The sequence below is a fragment of the Bradyrhizobium vignae genome (genome assembly GCF_004114425.1).
GTDB classification, from domain to species: Bacteria; Pseudomonadota; Alphaproteobacteria; order Rhizobiales; family Xanthobacteraceae; genus Bradyrhizobium; species Bradyrhizobium vignae.
This window is the reverse complement of the sequence record NZ_RDQF01000072.1, coordinates 1-15,284: the sequence shown is the minus strand read 5'-3', so window position 1 is coordinate 15,284 and position 15,284 is coordinate 1. Positions and strand designations below refer to the sequence as shown.

The 15,284-nt window shown below is 58.6% G+C and carries 16 protein-coding genes, 1 tRNA gene and 1 pseudogene; 10 read left to right on the top strand and 8 right to left on the bottom strand.

Annotated elements, in window-relative coordinates; translation table 11 throughout:
• The first annotated feature begins 152 nt into the window (after nt 1-152).
• Entirely contained in the window at nt 153-800 is a 648-nt protein-coding gene (locus tag EAV90_RS34995) for a hypothetical protein (protein WP_129146026.1), read from the top strand.
• Between the two features lie 377 nt (nt 801-1,177).
• Here the strand turns inward: EAV90_RS34995 and EAV90_RS39880 are convergent.
• The 3 genes from EAV90_RS39880 to EAV90_RS34985 all read right to left on the bottom strand — a co-directional run bounded on the left by EAV90_RS39880 (nt 1,178) and on the right by EAV90_RS34985 (nt 1,914).
• Nucleotides 1,178-1,298 (bottom strand) — tRNA-Glu (locus EAV90_RS39880).
• Nucleotides 1,297-1,701, bottom strand: coding sequence for a hypothetical protein (locus tag EAV90_RS34990; protein WP_129146025.1), 405 nt, complete (start codon nt 1,699-1,701; stop codon nt 1,297-1,299). The genes EAV90_RS39880 and EAV90_RS34990 overlap by 2 nt, the downstream gene beginning before the upstream one ends.
• A 12-nt stretch (nt 1,702-1,713) precedes the next feature.
• The gene (locus EAV90_RS34985; RefSeq protein WP_129146024.1) at nt 1,714-1,914 is read right to left on the bottom strand and encodes a hypothetical protein; all 201 of its coding nucleotides are present in this window, start codon (nt 1,912-1,914) and stop codon (nt 1,714-1,716) included.
• Nucleotides 1,915-2,335: 421 nt separating this feature from the next.
• Between EAV90_RS34985 and EAV90_RS34980 the strand changes: the two genes are divergently transcribed.
• Nucleotides 2,336-2,617 carry a hypothetical protein gene (locus tag EAV90_RS34980; RefSeq protein WP_129146023.1) on the top strand — a complete coding sequence of 94 codons (282 nt, stop codon included), beginning with the start codon at nt 2,336-2,338 and terminating at the stop codon, nt 2,615-2,617.
• 2 nt (nt 2,618-2,619) lie between these two features.
• A complete protein-coding gene (locus tag EAV90_RS34975) occupies nt 2,620-3,093 on the top strand; it encodes a hypothetical protein (RefSeq protein ID WP_129146022.1) in 474 nt (157 codons plus the stop codon).
• Between the two features lie 4 nt (nt 3,094-3,097).
• Here EAV90_RS34975 and EAV90_RS34970 read toward each other — a convergent pair whose 3' ends face one another.
• Nucleotides 3,098-4,150: an IS3 family transposase gene (locus EAV90_RS34970; protein WP_245509694.1), complete on the bottom strand. Its 1,053-nt coding sequence runs from the start codon at nt 4,148-4,150 to the stop codon at nt 3,098-3,100.
• Nucleotides 4,117-4,269 (bottom strand): annotated as a pseudogene (locus EAV90_RS40980) (transposase); the annotation flags it as partial. The gene EAV90_RS34970 and the pseudogene EAV90_RS40980, both read right to left, overlap by 34 nt.
• Nucleotides 4,270-4,404: 135 nt before the next feature.
• On the opposite strand from EAV90_RS40980, the gene EAV90_RS34965 reads away from it, so the two are divergent.
• Both EAV90_RS34965 and EAV90_RS34960 read left to right on the top strand, forming a co-directional pair.
• Entirely contained in the window at nt 4,405-5,202 is a 798-nt protein-coding gene (locus tag EAV90_RS34965) for a hypothetical protein (protein WP_129146020.1), read from the top strand.
• A 326-nt stretch (nt 5,203-5,528) separates the two neighbouring features.
• Complete coding sequence (locus EAV90_RS34960; protein ID WP_129146019.1) at nt 5,529-6,053, top strand: hypothetical protein; 525 nt, start codon at nt 5,529-5,531, stop codon at nt 6,051-6,053.
• Nucleotides 6,054-6,263: 210 nt separating this feature from the next.
• On the opposite strand, the gene EAV90_RS34955 is transcribed toward EAV90_RS34960, so the two are convergent.
• From EAV90_RS34955 to EAV90_RS39875, 3 genes are all read right to left on the bottom strand, one after another.
• Nucleotides 6,264-6,917: a hypothetical protein gene (locus tag EAV90_RS34955; RefSeq protein WP_129146018.1), complete on the bottom strand. Its 654-nt coding sequence runs from the start codon at nt 6,915-6,917 to the stop codon at nt 6,264-6,266.
• A gap of 316 nt (nt 6,918-7,233) precedes the next feature.
• A complete protein-coding gene (locus EAV90_RS34950) occupies nt 7,234-7,671 on the bottom strand; it encodes a hypothetical protein (RefSeq protein ID WP_129146017.1) in 438 nt (145 codons plus the stop codon).
• Between the two features lie 18 nt (nt 7,672-7,689).
• Complete coding sequence (locus EAV90_RS39875; protein ID WP_164937234.1) at nt 7,690-7,851, bottom strand: hypothetical protein; 162 nt, start codon at nt 7,849-7,851, stop codon at nt 7,690-7,692.
• Between the two features lie 618 nt (nt 7,852-8,469).
• On the opposite strand from EAV90_RS39875, the gene EAV90_RS34940 reads away from it, so the two are divergent.
• The 5 genes from EAV90_RS34940 to EAV90_RS34900 all read left to right on the top strand — a co-directional run bounded on the left by EAV90_RS34940 (nt 8,470) and on the right by EAV90_RS34900 (nt 14,647).
• Nucleotides 8,470-8,658, top strand: a complete 189-nt coding sequence (locus tag EAV90_RS34940) for a hypothetical protein (RefSeq protein WP_347338829.1) — start codon at nt 8,470-8,472, stop codon at nt 8,656-8,658.
• 1,446 nt (nt 8,659-10,104) lie between these two features.
• Complete coding sequence (locus EAV90_RS34930; protein ID WP_129146015.1) at nt 10,105-11,223, top strand: acyltransferase family protein; 1,119 nt, start codon at nt 10,105-10,107, stop codon at nt 11,221-11,223.
• Between the two features lie 1,780 nt (nt 11,224-13,003).
• On the top strand, nt 13,004-13,189 hold the full coding sequence (locus EAV90_RS34910; protein WP_129146013.1) for a hypothetical protein: 186 nt from the start codon (nt 13,004-13,006) through the stop codon (nt 13,187-13,189).
• 272 nt (nt 13,190-13,461) lie between these two features.
• On the top strand, nt 13,462-13,971 hold the full coding sequence (locus EAV90_RS34905) for an ATP-dependent DNA ligase (protein ID WP_164937237.1): 510 nt from the start codon (nt 13,462-13,464) through the stop codon (nt 13,969-13,971).
• Nucleotides 13,955-14,647 (top strand): hypothetical protein, encoded by a 693-nt coding sequence (locus EAV90_RS34900; protein WP_129146011.1) that lies wholly within the window; start codon nt 13,955-13,957, stop codon nt 14,645-14,647. Before EAV90_RS34905 ends, EAV90_RS34900 begins: the two co-directional genes overlap by 17 nt.
• Nucleotides 14,648-15,284: the final 637 nt, after the last annotated feature.

Here is a 15,284-nt window from a genome sequence, read left to right as displayed (position 1 = left end):
TCCAATGACCGGACCATTGTAAACTAAACGTGCAATAAGTATCGCTCCAGAAGTCCCCGCGTTCCGACCGTGAAAAGCCACCCGATTTGCCCGGTCACAGTTGCCGGACAAATGGCCGGCCATAGCCAAGTGGCAATGTCGAATTCCCCAGCATGAAAGCGAACAATCCAGATTGGACCGCGCCGCGCACTAACCAGGATTGGCGCGACGACGAGTTGATGCTGGCAGTTGCCTGGCTGAAGTCGTTCGTTCCTCGCCAGGAGATGGAGCAGAGGCTGGACGTCGCGAAGACCAATCTTCTTGCTGCCCAAGACCGCATGCGCGCCGGCACAATGGGACCGTCGTATGACTCGGCGGATACGGCCGCTTGGTACATACTGCAGGCAGAGACCTTTGCAACCGATCGGGCCCTGTGGACGCCTGAGGGCACAATGCGAGTTGTCCCCTTCCTCACGCGTATCGGCAAAGAATTGAAACTTCTTCTCAGCGTGAAGGGGGTCGAAGAGCGAGCGGCTCGCATGATGCTGCAGGAGAGACGCCAACCGGACAGCAGCATTTTCGAGATGCTCGTCGCCCTTGCCTACCGACGCAGAGGCTGGAGACGGGTCGAGTTCGTTCCGGAAACACCCGGGCGCGGACGAACCCCGGACATGCACGTCTCCCGGACAGGAAGCCGCTGGGCGGCAGAGTGCAAGCGCCCCGCCTTCAACCTACGCCGCGAACGAGAAGTCGCGGGGCACGCGGCTCGCGCAACCTATCCATCAACTAAGCCTGGAGCTTGGCGAATCCGTCATTGTTGAGGTGAAGTACCAAGTCGAGCTGCGTGAAATCGCGGACGATTATCTCGTGCGACATGTGAGACAGGCCATCGAGCGGCGATCGCTGGCGCCTTGGAAGGACGAGGTGGCGACCGGAAGAGTGCGCCCCATAGACTGGACTTTGCTTCGGCGAATTCTCGCAAAGGACTACGTCTATTTTGATGGAAGTCGGATGATCGAACTTCTGGCCGGACGTTACGTTCATACGGCCGATCACAGCATGGCAGCCAAGTGGCGTCCGGCGCCTTTGAGGCCCACATATGCGGACGCTGTCTACCAAGCCAGCGTGGTCAGCTGGGTCAGTGAATCCGATGCTGCCGTACGTCAAAAGGCACTAAGCTGTAAGTCGTTGAAATCTGTGGCGCTCCCTAGGGGAATCGAACCCCTGTTTCAGCCTTGAGAGGGTAAAGTCGATCCGCTTGAGGTCCTGCGATGGAGACCGTGCGGAGGTCAGCCCGGCTCTTCTGCATGAGCAGGACTACGAACCGTTCGCCCGCGCCCGTTCTCGAGCTTCGCGACGCCGCACGCGATGTTCGCGTCGTCGCCTAGCGCGCTCCGCCGGCTGCGGAAACGGTGATATAGGCGCATCCCTGTTGTCGGCTGGCACTGTCTCTTTTGGTGGCTCGGCAGCGGGGCGCGCCTCCATGAACTCCAGCACTGTCCGTCCCTTGACGGTGATCTTCCAGCCGCCGTTTTCGCGCTCGACGAGACCCTGCGAAAAGATGTCTAGGTCAGGTACACGCGCAGCCAGACGCTTTGTGCGATCTGCCCAGTCCCGGCCGCTGGTCGCCAGGATCGCCATGTCGCGCTTGAGATCGGCCATCGCAGCAAATCCATCCGGATAGCTCACCAGGATCTTAAGCACCGTGACCTGGAAATTCACCCCCGCCTCCGGTCATCGCCACATCGTCGGCACCTGCGAAAGAGCGTGGCGCCCGATCTGCTTGAGGTGATCCGGAGAGATGTCCACTTTGGTCGCGGCTTCCAGGATTTTTGAGGCCACGTGGGCACGGGCGCCCGTCTCGCTCCGCGAAACGTTTTCGCAGACCTCATCTAGGACCGCGCGCAAAAGTGCGGTGGTCACGGAATCGAACATGAAACCCCACAAGAAAATTTACCATAACGCAATGGCGGCAGCGTCAAATTTAAGCGTGTTAAAAATCAGTAGAACTCTACACCCCTGCTAGGACTTGGCAATACCAGCGCGAATGGCCGATGAACCAGAGGAACTATGAAGGCGAAGGTGGTGTGTGTCTCTCCTCCTGGTGTCTTGTCTCCGCCGCGTCAGGTTCCGGTCCACTGGCCTCGTTGCCGAATCTTCACACCCCTGCGGTAACCGCCGTCTCCAATTGATCCGCATCGTCCTCTGGTGGTCACCGTCACGTCCTTCGCAAAGGCCTTCCGCGGCGCGCTCTCGCGCTCGAGGCATTTAAGCCCGAAGTGTCCTTTTCAGGCGCGGCTCTACGCTCCTGTGCGATCCGGTCGTCCTCGCAGTTTCAATCCTGCTCGTGATCATCATGATGGCCAAGACGAGCCAAGAGCGAATTTCAGCAGCTCACGCATATGCAATGACACGTCCTGCCATCATTCCAGCGGGTTCTTGGCCGCGCCGTATGTCTGCTGGAACCGCAGCAGCGTATTGCGGAGAATCGACCGTGGAAGCCTTTCTCAAACGAGTCGGTAAGGAGTATCCTCGACCACGTGTGAAAGAAGGAAGGCGTCAGCTGTGGTTGAAGGACGATCTGGACCGGGCTATCGCGCCGGACATGGTGCCGGGCGACCTCGCCGAGGATTTATGACCTTGGAGCGGCCGCTTCCACGCTTTGTGGAGGTGCGTCGGCTTGCCCGCGGTTCGGTCGCGTTCTATTTCCGGATCCCCACCTATTACCGAGGACTCGGCTGCGAGATGGCGAATGAGCCACTTGGGACGAGCTACGAAGCCGCATGCGGTCAAGAGGGAAAAGGCGGACGCGCTGCCACGCTCAATGCCCTCTTCGATGAATGGAACAATCACCGCAGAGGGGAGCCCGGCGAACAGGGAAAGATCGCGCGCTATGGCACGATCGATTGGCTATTCCGGCAATACAGGACGGAGAAGGCCTATACCGAGAAGGTCTCACCTCGGTCCCGCCCCGATTACGAACGGATCATGCAAATGATCTGCGACGCGGTCGACAAGAACGGACGGCGGATTGGTGAACGGCAGATCATGGAGGTTACGCCACGAGCTGCCGATAAGATCTACGACAAAATCATCAACGTGACCTGCCACTGAATTTTCATCCGGCAGCGGTTAGAGTCTCGGAGCTTTGTACGCCAAGTGGCGCGGTTCGGCGGAGCTGGTCGGGGTTGCGTAGCCGATCGTCCGTTGCGGTGAGGTGGGCGGCATAAGCCGCGGGGGTCATGTATTTCAGCGACGAGTGAGGCCGCTGAAGATTGTAGTCGGCAACCCAATTGGCGATCTTGGCGCGGGCATGGTCGAGATCGAAGAAGAGAGTCTCGCTGAGCAGCTCGTCACGCACCCGGCCGTTGAAACTCTCGACGAAGCCGTTCTGCATCGGCTTTCCCGGTGCAATGAAGTGCCAGTCGATAGCTGCGTCCCTGCACCAGGCGAGCATGGCATTGCAGGTGAACTCGGTGCCGTGGTCGGACACGATCATTCCTGGCTTGCCGCGTCGTTGGACGACGGCCGTCAGTTCGCGAGCGACGCGTCGTCCTGAGATCGACGTATCCGGAATGGCGCCCAGACATTCCTTGGTGACGTCGTCGACGATGTTGAGGATGCGGAAGCGCCGACCGTTGGCGAATTGGTCGTGGACGAAATCCAGCGACCAGCGCGCGTTGGGCATCGCCTCGACTAGGATCGGGGCACGGGTCCCCACGGCCTTGCGGCGAGCCCGCCGCTTGCGGACGGTGAGCCCTTCTTCCCGATAAAGCCGGTAGATCCGGTTGATCCCCGATGGCTCACCCTCCCGCCGCAGCAGCACGAACAGCCGGCGGTAGCCGAAACGCCGCCGCTCGTTGGCAAGGTCACGCAGCCGGCCACGGAGAGTCGCGTCCGGAGGACGGCTGGAGCGATAGCGGATCATCTTCCGATCCGCTCCGACAATCGAACAGGCCCGCCGCTCCGACAGGCTCATGACGGCCTGCAGATGCGCGACCGCAGCGCGCTTGGCGGCGGGCCCTACCATTTTTTTGAAAGAAGCTCGCGAAGGGCGGCGGCGTCGAGCATCTGCTCGGCTAGAAGCTTCTTCAGCTTCGCGTTCTCGTCCTCCAGCGCCCTCAGCCGCTTCGCCTCTGAAACGTCCATGCCGCCGAATTTGGCCTTCCAATTGTAGATCGTTGCTTCCGAGACCCCGTGCTTGCGAGCCAGGTCGGCCGTCTTTGCCCCAGCCTCATGCTCCTTCAACACTGCGATAATCTGCTCTTCCGTGAACCTTGCTCGCTTCATCTGTCCGTCCTTCTTCGGGCCGGACTCTAACTCCATCTGGAGGAAATACGCAGGGGCAGGTCAAACGGGCCGAACGGCATCAGGCTGCGGCAGGGAGAAAAGGTCGTCGGCCTCTGCCGAAAGGCGTGGCGGATCATGCGTCGTCTACACCCTGAGTTGTTCGACAAGAAGCATCCGAACCCTTGGGACGATTTCACCCTCAAGAGCCGCATCAAGACCAAGAAGCACGCGGTCACTCGAGAAGAGGTCTATAAATTTGCATGGGGCTGCATCAAAGAAGGGCGGCCTGAACCCGCAGCCGTCGCGGTGATCTGCTTTGAATGGCTGCAACGGCCGGAGAACGTAGTGGCCGGGTTTTTGACTTGGCCAGACTACCGCAGCAAGAATTGGCCAAACGCTGTACGCATCGAGCACCACAAGAATAAGGCGCTGGTCTGGCATCCGCTCGAAGAGACTCTCGATGGAGAGACCGTCAAGTTTTACGCCGAAGCGGAGGACGTTTTGAGTCATCTGCCAAAGCTTGGCGTCCCGATGATCATGCGTCGGATCCAAAAAGGTGAACGCAAGGGCGACGCCAAAGTGTGGTCCTACCCTGGCATGGAAAAAGTGGTGCAACAGATGCGCAAGAAGATCGATGGCGTGTCAAAGCTGTTCACGCTCGATGCCTGTCGGCATGGCGGCATGACCGAACTCGAGGAAGCCGAACTGACGGACGGCCAGGGTCGTGCACTCTCGGGCCACAAGACCGCACAGGCCTATCGCGGCTATGCCAAGGAAACGATGATGCGAGCGTTGGCTGCGACTCGTAAGCGGCATGCACATCTCTTGGCGCAGAAGGAGCTCGATCAGCAGAATGCTGATGGAGCAGCATCACCTCGGGGCGAAATGCAGACCTCCCCAACTTCGAGGACTAGCGTCCGATCTCAAGGATAGACTTCGCGCTTGGCTGAACGCTGCAAAAGGCGGCGGGGTTCTGCAACTGTCGATCCCCGTACGCGACGTCAACGGCAGCGGTCGGAAGCTTGCAACGCGCAGACAGCGTTCATCCGCTCAGTTCGTATTTTGATAAGTTGAGCAGCGTTCAACGCGCGACGACTTTCATGTGTCTTCGACCAAAAAAACGAAACCAGCACAGAATTTCCAAATGCAATGCAAACGGAATTTCCAAATGCGTGAAACATTCCTCTTTTAGCAATGCCGTTTTCACAACAAAATCAGCGCGTTGGCTCTGGCTGGGGCGGGAGGGATCGAACCTCCGAATGGCGGAATCAAAATCCGGCAGGAGTCGCAGCAAAATCAATCATTGTTCTGACTTTACGGCGGTTTTCGACCCCAAACAGAACAATATGTTACAGGTCGGTTCAGAACGGGAGAGACCCAAGATGATCGGGAAAGAGATCGGTCACTGCTTTATCCGCGATGTCCAGCTCGAGATGCCGGCGGGCGGAGATAGTCCGGCTGAGCCCTGCATCGTAGTGCAGGGCAATACGGAGCACGTCTACCTGCCAATAAGCAAGCTCAAGTGGTTCGACTGGAAGATCGTAGTTCTGCTCAATGCGGCGGCCAAAGAGATTGGGCCCACTGAGCGAATTAGGCGCCTCGATTCAATCACTCCCGACACCTGTACGACTACGCGGACAGGGGACGGGAAGGTGGCGGTAATCATAGACCACGGGATGGAATCGCAGCAGACGATGCTTTTGGATCCAGCGGCAGCTGCGCACCTCGGGCACCGATTGATCGCGGCAGCCGCTGAGACCGGTGGGTCTTCTGTCAAGCACTAGAGCGATTAGATTGCGTTAGTCGCACGGGAGCTTTGGGACCTCGTCTACGAGCGCGGGCATGATCTGCCGCCGGCAATTGCGGACACGCCCTCTTGGCTGTCGCGTTAACTACTGACGACGCCAGACTTGCTCCCCGTTTTCGATAATGAGCTTCATTGTACACACTTACGTTTGCATGTCGGCGCAGCGGCATTGACTGCGCAGCTCTCACTACTGGGGCCTTGGAGGCAAGTATACAAAGGGGGTTTCTTCCGCTGATGCGACGCGACGCTCGCCCCTATAGAAATAGGGCAAACGGCAGGACAGATGCACACGCGAAAAATTAACAGGAGCGACGGCCTTCACATCACCTTCCCAATACACATCGCCAAATTCTGCCGCCTCTTGCGTCTTAGCTTTTACAACAAAGTAATTTCCAGTCTCCAAAGGTCTCTGATCATTGATAGGAACATCTGGCTTGGAATAAAGTCGTACAGCTCTGAACAAAAAGGGCGGTACAGTCGGCTTATCTAGGTTTTTGGCTGTGCATTCTATCGTTACGTCCAGGATGATATCTTCGCTCTCATTATTGACAATCGACACGCGTAGATGGCCAGGTTTCCATGGCTCCCTCTCATTGTTAATATCCAACTTGGTCAAGAGCACATCGAGCTTTGGCTTGTACGTAATGGCTTGGTAGAACTCGCGACCGGAGGAGAATATGACCGTTGCGAGAGCTAGCAACAGCGAGAGCACGGGCACACTGAAGTTCAGCAGGCCTCGCCAGTTTTGCCATGAGCTGCATTCAGTGCATATAATCGCCTGAAGGGGCATCGGCTTCTGACAGTATCTACATAGCTTGGTTGGAGCTTCGGCATCACTCATGGTCAGGTCCGAGAAGTTCTAAGGCCGACTGCCCTGCTTCTCCACTACGTTCTGGGAAGGCGGTTCGATGGAGCTGTAACTATTTGGGCGGAAAGCTGGTCGTGGAGATCGGCGCCGAGACCCAGGCCGTTGTTTGAATTGTGCGCAGGCATGTGCGTAAGTCAACTGCGCGGATACCGGCCAAACTCGACGCTCGCGGATGCGCTGCGGAATGTCATGCGGCAAGCTCTCGCAGCCAAAGCCAAGCACACTACAAATCAGGACGGCTAAGATGGGCTTCTACAGAAACGAAGCTCTCGCACACTTCGGGATCGCGTTACTCTGCCGCGTTCTTAGCTGCGCGTTTGGCTGCCTCTTCCTCACGCCAGCGAAGGCGGTTCTCTAAGCGCCGAATGCAATTATCGTCCAGATGTCCGCATGGGCGCCAGTTCGGAAAGAACTCTTCAGTCCACAAGCAGGGAATGAGATTGTACTTGTCGTCCAGATCGAATCTGGTGGGCAATTTAAGGCCGGCTGCGTGAAGCTCCAATCCGTAGCTTAGGAGAAGATCAATCTCCGCACGTTCGGGCTTGAAGTTGCTCGTTCCATAGGTGACGGAGACGATTGCCTCGCCCAAGGCGTCGTTGCGCTCGATGTCTCTGACAACGACGGGATGGGGAGGATCGGCCGGAACATGCAGCGCCGGCCGGTGAGGAAACCGACACCAGATTACGTCATATTTGACGGGCAGGCGTGATAGGGAATGCCACTTCACGCCGGTCTGAGCCTTGGCTTAGCTTTTGCGAGCGGCAGCAGCCCACGCGCGCCGACGATCTTCCGCGAGTTCATGCGCGTATTTGATCTGGTCGTCGGTGATGTCATGATGCTGATTCTGGGCAGGCTCAGCCGGCTTTTCGGAGGGCCGGAATCCGAGATATTCGAGGATGGCGCCCATGATGAAAATCCTAATACACGAATGGTCCGGATCACCCGAACAATATGCATAATGGGGATATTGTTCCCAATTGCAAGTTACACCTAAGTTAAGGAACGGCCCGTTTCGGCCATTTCTCATGTTCCTTAATGAGTGTTGCACCGGCGCCGCAGGGTTCAAACTACTCGCTTTCACCGTCAATTACCACGACTTCCGGCCTCTCGCCTCCCATTTCGGCTGTCCGCACATAGATGCCAGCCATGCCCGAAAACCACGCCCAACTCACCATGCGTCCGACCGTCATCGGCGGCGAGATGGCTCTGGGAGACTACACCGTGATCTGGGACGGCCTCCGGATTGGGCGCATTTTCAAGGCGGCTGGACTTGGAGGACACGACGCATGGTCCTGGTCGGTCAGTCTTCCCAACAGGCCGCAGCCGAGCTCCCATCGCGGTCAGGCTGCTAGCCTAGAGGAAGCCAAGGCGCTCTTCCGTGCCGCTTGGACCGAACTTCGCGAGCGGTTAAACGACCGCCAGATAGAACAAGTGCGCGCGATCGATGCGGACCGGAGTAGACCATGGCACAAATGAAATACGCGAAGGAGCGGCCCTACGCCGACCCGGAGATCGCCGCCCGCAAGTGGTCGAGCTCGCCGCCAGCATCGAGCCCGTCCAAGACGGCCGCATTCATATCGAGAAGAACAACGCGCCGTTCCTGTACACGCTGAAGGCCACCGGCGAGGAGTTTGGCGCCGGCATCATGTATGCCCTCGAGCACGGCTGGCTGATGATCCACGAGAGCGGGACGTACGTGAAGCTACTGACGTGACTGCTCTCGCGGCATGTCAGCACATCTTCACTATTGCCGCCCTTTTGCTTTTGGGTCATTCATCGTGGCGCCGGGATTTGCCGACCTGGGGCTGCTTGACGCACCTTGGCCGGTAGTGAGAGCCGACGAGTCCGTCTGGCCACCCCCTCCCGCACTGGCTCCGCTGCTTCCGCCTGCTCCGCCGTCTCCGCTTCCACCTGCGCCCGCGCCGGCGCCCGCTCCGGCACCAGCGCCGCCCGCACCACCTGCCCCGCCCCCAGCTCCGCCTTGCGCCGAGGCTGCGGCAATCGATCCGAACACCAACGCGGCTGCTAAGGCTATCTTTGCGATTTTCATGTTGGTACCTCCTTGCTGAAGTTTGCAGAAACTGAACGTCGCAAGAATCGTTCCTAAGGCGCGGTATGTGTGCGCACTTTTGCGGTCGAGGCGATCGGTAGGTGTCTTGAAGCGTCCACCAGACCTCGGCCACTTAGGACCTGCGATCGTCAAGTCACCGGTCGGGCCGCTTCCTTGACGGCCAGGCCCGTGGTGGCCACTCCGGCGGCGTAGGCTGCTCCCGCGCCAAGAAGGAGCGCGCAGAAGCTTGCAAACATCGCGTAGGCGAAGTGTTTCCTGGCTTGAGCTTGCCGGTGCGCATCAGGAGGTCGCTCCCGTGCGACAGCGGCCCATTAATGGCGTCGAGCCGGAAAGAACTGAGGATGACATTACGCGTGAGCTGCTCGCCCGCGGGGCATTCCGGGCGCTCCCGACCCCGCCCGCATGGTCCCGCAGGTCGAGAAGAACACGCCAAAGTACATAAGGTGGACCCCAAGCTCCGGCGATGAGCCGGGTGCCAGAAACCGAGACCTTGTTGACCTGGTCAAGTGCGGAGAGGTGGCGCAGGCAGGAACCAAGCACCAGTGCTCCGAGTCGCGGGGCGCCTTTGATTGCGGTGAAGTGATCCAGAAGGCTCAGAAGTACATCAACATTGCCGCTCTAGTCGCGCTCGCTCAGCGCCTTATGAACCACTGTTTGCCCGACGGAGCAAGTGAAAATTTCGGTATATCGCAATTCACTAAAGGTCGACCTGCACCTTCGGATTTGCGACCGGAATGCTGGTTGCGAAGCAAAACCCTATCCTTTCGACCGTGGCGCATTCCTTGCTAGCAGCCGCTGGTATCACTTTGATCGGCTGCGCCATCGCTAGCTTTGATAGTACGACCATCTTCCCTGGCGTGAATGCCGTGATCACGGCCTGGATGCGCCTGCGTAATGTTGGCGGCCGATCGCAACGCGCTATCGCCTCTGACTGCCCGGGGTCGGGAGGCGGACATGGTCATGGCCAGGCTCGCCGAGAACTGGGCGAGGGGTTGGTTTGTGCGTTGGCCGAAAGGCTGCATAAAGTCGGCGACGAGATTGCTCGATTAGAAGTTGTCGCATAGTGTCCGCACCTCACCGGCATTCCGCATGTTCAATCTTAATCCCGCCAAGAACAGCACATCGATCACGCTGGACGCGCTCCGCGCAATCGCTGCGCAGGCTGTGTGTATCGGGCACGGAATCTCGTTCTTTATGCCGCAGCTGCGAGGCGGGAAATTCCCCCTTCCGCAAAACGTTGGTGTGCTGCTCTTCTTCGTGCTGTCCGGATTCTTGATCAGCTATACGCTAGTCGAGAGATCCATCAGGGACCCCCAGTATGGATTTTGGCAGTTTTTCGTTGAACGTGTCGCCCGCATTTATTCCGGACTGCTTCCCTGCTTGATCGCGATCGCCGTGGTCGATGCCGCCACACTGCATGTAATCGGAGATGCGACTTTAGCCGCCAACTACAATTTCAGAGCGTTTGTCGGAAACGTCTTTATGCTTGAGACCTACCGCGGCCCGCTTGATCATCTAAGCTTCCTGCGGTTCCCGACATTCGGATCGGGAAGCCCTCTGTGGACACTCGTCATCGAGTGGCACATCTACCTCTTCGTCGCTGCGCTTTTCTTCTTGGGCGCGCGACCTGCAGCAGCGCTGTTGCTTGTACCGATCGCTCTCATATTCGGGCAAATTCCTACGCATTATATCTTTGGCAGCCTCCAGGAGGATGGGCTTGGCCAATCATTGTTCCTTTTGTGGCTCGGAGGAGCTTACGTCTACCTACTCGCGCGACGCGGATGGCTGCCTCGTCTCAGTGTATCGCTGGCGATCATCATCGCATCAGTCACAGTCTACCTGGTGGTTGTTCGGCCGTACGGCGAATACCAGCCAAAAACGTATGTTCCGTTGATACTGTTCTTGTTCGGAATCGTGGGGGCGACGCAGGCGATCCGTCCCACCCGCTCAGCCGCACCAGCGAAAGCTATTCGGTTCTTTTCCGGCTATTCCTTCACTCTGTACCTGATCCACCACACGATCATGTATCCAGCTTTTCTTCTATGGAAGGATGGTGGTTGGCTCGTTTTCGGATGTACTGTCATTCTCGCCAATGTCGTTGCAGCAACTTTGGCGGTATTTACCGAGATGCGCCACAAGCAGCTTGCCAGCTATCTATTTGCCTTGGGCAAACAAGGTCCACCTGGTGTCAACGGCTTGGATGACTGACAGTCCCGGTGATAATTGGCCTATTCGGCCTCCGACGCTTGGCACTCGAACCGGCCGGTTGGGCTCCAGCGGCAGCACCGCATCAATCAGGCTCCAATCGTCCCGCGCCCTCCTGCCCTTGACCGAGTGAGGCCTACCGCTCTCGCTCGAGGCCCAAGTCCTGGCGGCTTGCCTCCGACCGCCCTCCGCGGAATCAATTGGAACGTGCGACACCGCTTACGTGCTTGGTCATGCCCCGCCCCGTCCGCCGCCACACCCCTACCCACCCGGATGGCCGGCCGATGAACATCACGTTCGGCCAGATGCGCGCGATGGGCCTGAGCGGCGTCCTGGTCTATTGCGCAGATTACCGGTGCAGCCACAGCTTGGCACTCAATGCTGACTGTTGGCCGGATGATATGCGGCTCTCAGATCTCGAGCCCCGGTTTGTGTGCGGGGCATGCGGAAGGCGCGGCGCCGATGTTCGGCCGGATTTCAAGAGCGGCACGCCGCCACTCTCGTCGGCTCGGGCGGCTCCGAGCCGCACATGCCTGCCGCTACCAGGGAAGGTACAGCATAACGAATAGGCCAAGACCACCCAGGACGAATGCCCAGGCAACCGGGCTGATCACTGTCCGGATTTCCATGATGCCCCCGAACGCCCCTGAGTCCCATCATTCGTCTTAAAGCGACAAAATTAGGCAGGCTTTGGGCCGAACTCCCGAAGACAGACCGCATGCGCTGCCTGGTGCCAGCGTGCACTGGCGGGGGGCCCGTTACTGCCTCAGCTGGAGCTGCTCCATTCCATCCTCGATTACTCGGAGGTCCTCAAGTAGCGCATCTCGAGACTCAGCCGGGTTGATGCTAGATGTGGACTGTAGCTGTTCGAGCAACTGGCGCCGAAGATCTCGCATATTCTCCAGGGCTTGCCGGTTCTTCAGACGTACATAAGCCGAAACGATCGTTTGAATGCTTGTTGCCAATGAGTAGCTCCAAAAAGAAAATTCTAAAATAGGTTGCATCGTAACCCGTGCAGGAGATCACCCGCAAGCCGCTCGTGAAGCTCTCGGCCGACCAGGTCGACAAGTGGCCTGATGAGCTCCGGATATCTAGCTCGAGCCGCGGTTCATCTGCCGCGCATGTGGCAACCGCGGAGCTGAGGTCAGGCCGGATTTCGCGAGCGACAGACCGCCGCAATTCGCGATGTCCAACGCCCGTTAGCGCTGCGTAGATTTCCCCGATGAAGGCCCGCAGGGGCGCCATGCGCAGGGGGGCAGCGAATAGATGATGGGCATCTTCGAAGCCAGAATCGCGCTAAGGCTAGTTCATGAAACTCACCGCCGAACGTCCTTTCGGCGACCCGGAAGCTGCTGCGCGCAAGCTGGTCGAGATCGCGAATAGCATCGAGCCCGTCCAGGACGCCGCATCTATATCGAGAAGATCAACGCGCCGTTCCTCTATACGCTCAAGGCCACCGGCCCGGAGTTCGGCGCTGGCATCAAGTACGCTGTCCAGCAAGGCTGGCTCGAGCTGCACGAGAGCGGGACCTATGTGCGATTGCTGAGCCGAGGCGATATCCACTGAGCAGACAAATCGGCCCCGTGCCACCTGGAGGTCCGCACCGAATCCGCAGCACAGGGCCGAGAGGTCCGCTGCTCAGGCCAGCCCCGAGGCAGACGCTTCTATTATGCGCACCGCCGACCGCCTCTGCTCTAAGACGAAAGTTGGAATGAAATGGCTAGGTGCGGGCCGGAACTGCGGAAACTAACTTAAGTTAATCCTGGGGCCAGGGAGGTGCTCCATGCTCGACAAACAGACCGATTTTGTTGCCAGGCTCGTCACTGCCAAGATCGAGCGCATCAAAGCTGGGACGGAACGCGCCCAAGAACAACTACAGAGGTCGTATCGACAGCTCGCCCTTTCGGAAAAAGTGCTCCAAATTCCAACGCCAAAGGTCTGGCATCCCGAGTCGCCGGACGATGGATGAACTGCCCTAGGCCGGTGTTAGCATCAGAACCATGACTGAGATGATTCTGATAATGGCGGCGATCGGCGCCTCGATGATCGGGTCAATAATCCTCCTGTTCGAGATCAAGGCCGCGCGCGAGCGCAAGCGCCTGAAGAGCAAAATCGCCTCAGTCAGGCGGTCTCTTTGATCGTAATTTCAACAACCCCAAAGACAGCCCCCGGCCCGCGGGGCGGCTCCAGGGGCGCTGGAGCAGATTCGTAAAATCCGTGACGGGCTCCTATCTTCCGTCTATGCGCATGGCGTACGAGCTCTGCCTGGCGACTGCCGGCAACCGGGTCCCGAACGGGCCCGACTGGATCCACGAGGTGAAGCACGACGGCTACCGGATGCTGGTCATCCGGGAGAACGAACGCGTGCGCCTCCTCTCGCGCAACGGTACTGACTGGACCACGCGCTATCCCTGGATTGCTGAGGCGGCGCTGAAGAACCGGCAGAAGCGCTTTGTGATCGATGGCGAGGCCGTGATCCTTGGGGTGGACGGCATCAGCGACTTCGACGCACTGCACTCCCGCAAGCATGATCACGAAGTCCAGCTCTACGCCTTCGACATTCTTGCGATGGGCGGCGACGATTTGCGCGGTCTGCCTCTGCACCTCCGCAAGACAAACCTCGAGCGACTACTGTCACGGCGGCCAGACGGGATCACGGTGGCGCCGTTCGAGCGTGGCGAGATCGGTCCGGATCTATTCCGCGCTGCCTGCCGCATGGGACTCGAGGGTCACCATGGAAACCCGAGTTAAGCTGGTGAAACCGGCTGTCACACGCGAACAGGTCTACACATTCGCGCAAGGGTGCATCGAGCGCGGAGAGCCGGAATGCGGAGCTGCCGCCGTGATCTGCTTTGAGTGGCTCCAGCGACCGGAAAACGTTATTGCAGGCCACGTTAAATGGAGCGGCTATCGTACTGGGCCAAAGCCAACCATTCGCATCGAACACCACAAGACCGGTGCAGTGGTCGACCACCCGCTCGAGGAGCGACTGCAGACTGGCGAAGTCGTCAAATTTTACGAAGATGCAGAGGCTGTGCTCGCAAAGCTAACTCGCCGCGGTGTTCCGATGATTTTGCGAGAGGTCGAGAACGGCATATCTAAGCCGTACTCGTTCTCCGGAATGCAAAAGATCGTTCAGCGAATGCGTAAGGAGATCGGCTTGCCGCCAATCTTCACCCTTGATGCTTGTCGGCATGGCGGCATGACCGAGCTCGAGGAAGCTGAGCTGACCGAGGGCCAAGGCCGTGCACTTTCAGCTCATCGCACGCGAGAGAGCTACGCGGGTTATGCGAAGCGCACGGAGGCGCGCATGCTGTCTGCCACGCGCAAGCGTCACGCGCACCTGCTTGCGAACGAAGCGGCTACATCCGTTCAGAATGAGCAGCTGAATCCCGTTCAGAATGAGAGCAGGGAAAAGGCAGGATAGCTGAGTGTTTTCAAATGGCTGGGGCGGGAGGGATCGAACCTCCGAATGGCGGAATCAAAATCCGCTGCCTTGAGGACTTTCGATGCTTTATCTCGGATTGTTGGTTGCGGGAGGCCGGACTTGAGCCAGCGACCTCGAGTTAGGCGTCTGAACTCGAGCCTCGACCGCACCAGTTTCGCACCAGAAACAGCGCGAACGAAACGCCACCAACGAGATCAAACTCGAGCGAAAATGCAGCAAAATCAACAAAGCCGACAGATAGTCCGCCGCTCATAACGGTCTGGTTGCAGGTTCGAGTCCTGCCGGGCCCACCAGCGGGATCAATGGCTTAGTGGGTAGTTATTGCGCAGTTCCTTCGGGCACCGCACCAGAAACGTCTCGCTTCGTTACCCCTCCCTATCCTCCGGCAAGAGCAAACTACCGTACCGTCTCCGCGCCTGCCATGCCGTTCTGAACTCGGTCGTAGATTCGGCGGCAAGATCGGGAGAATGGGCCCCGCACGAAAGCGTTATCCTCCCTCAACCATCGTCGCTGCGCGAATCCGGCTTTCAGTCGACTCCTTCACATTTCAACTCGCGCAGTGCCTTGTCCACCCAATCCGCATTGTGCGTCCCGGCCTTGATGTTCTCCATCTGCT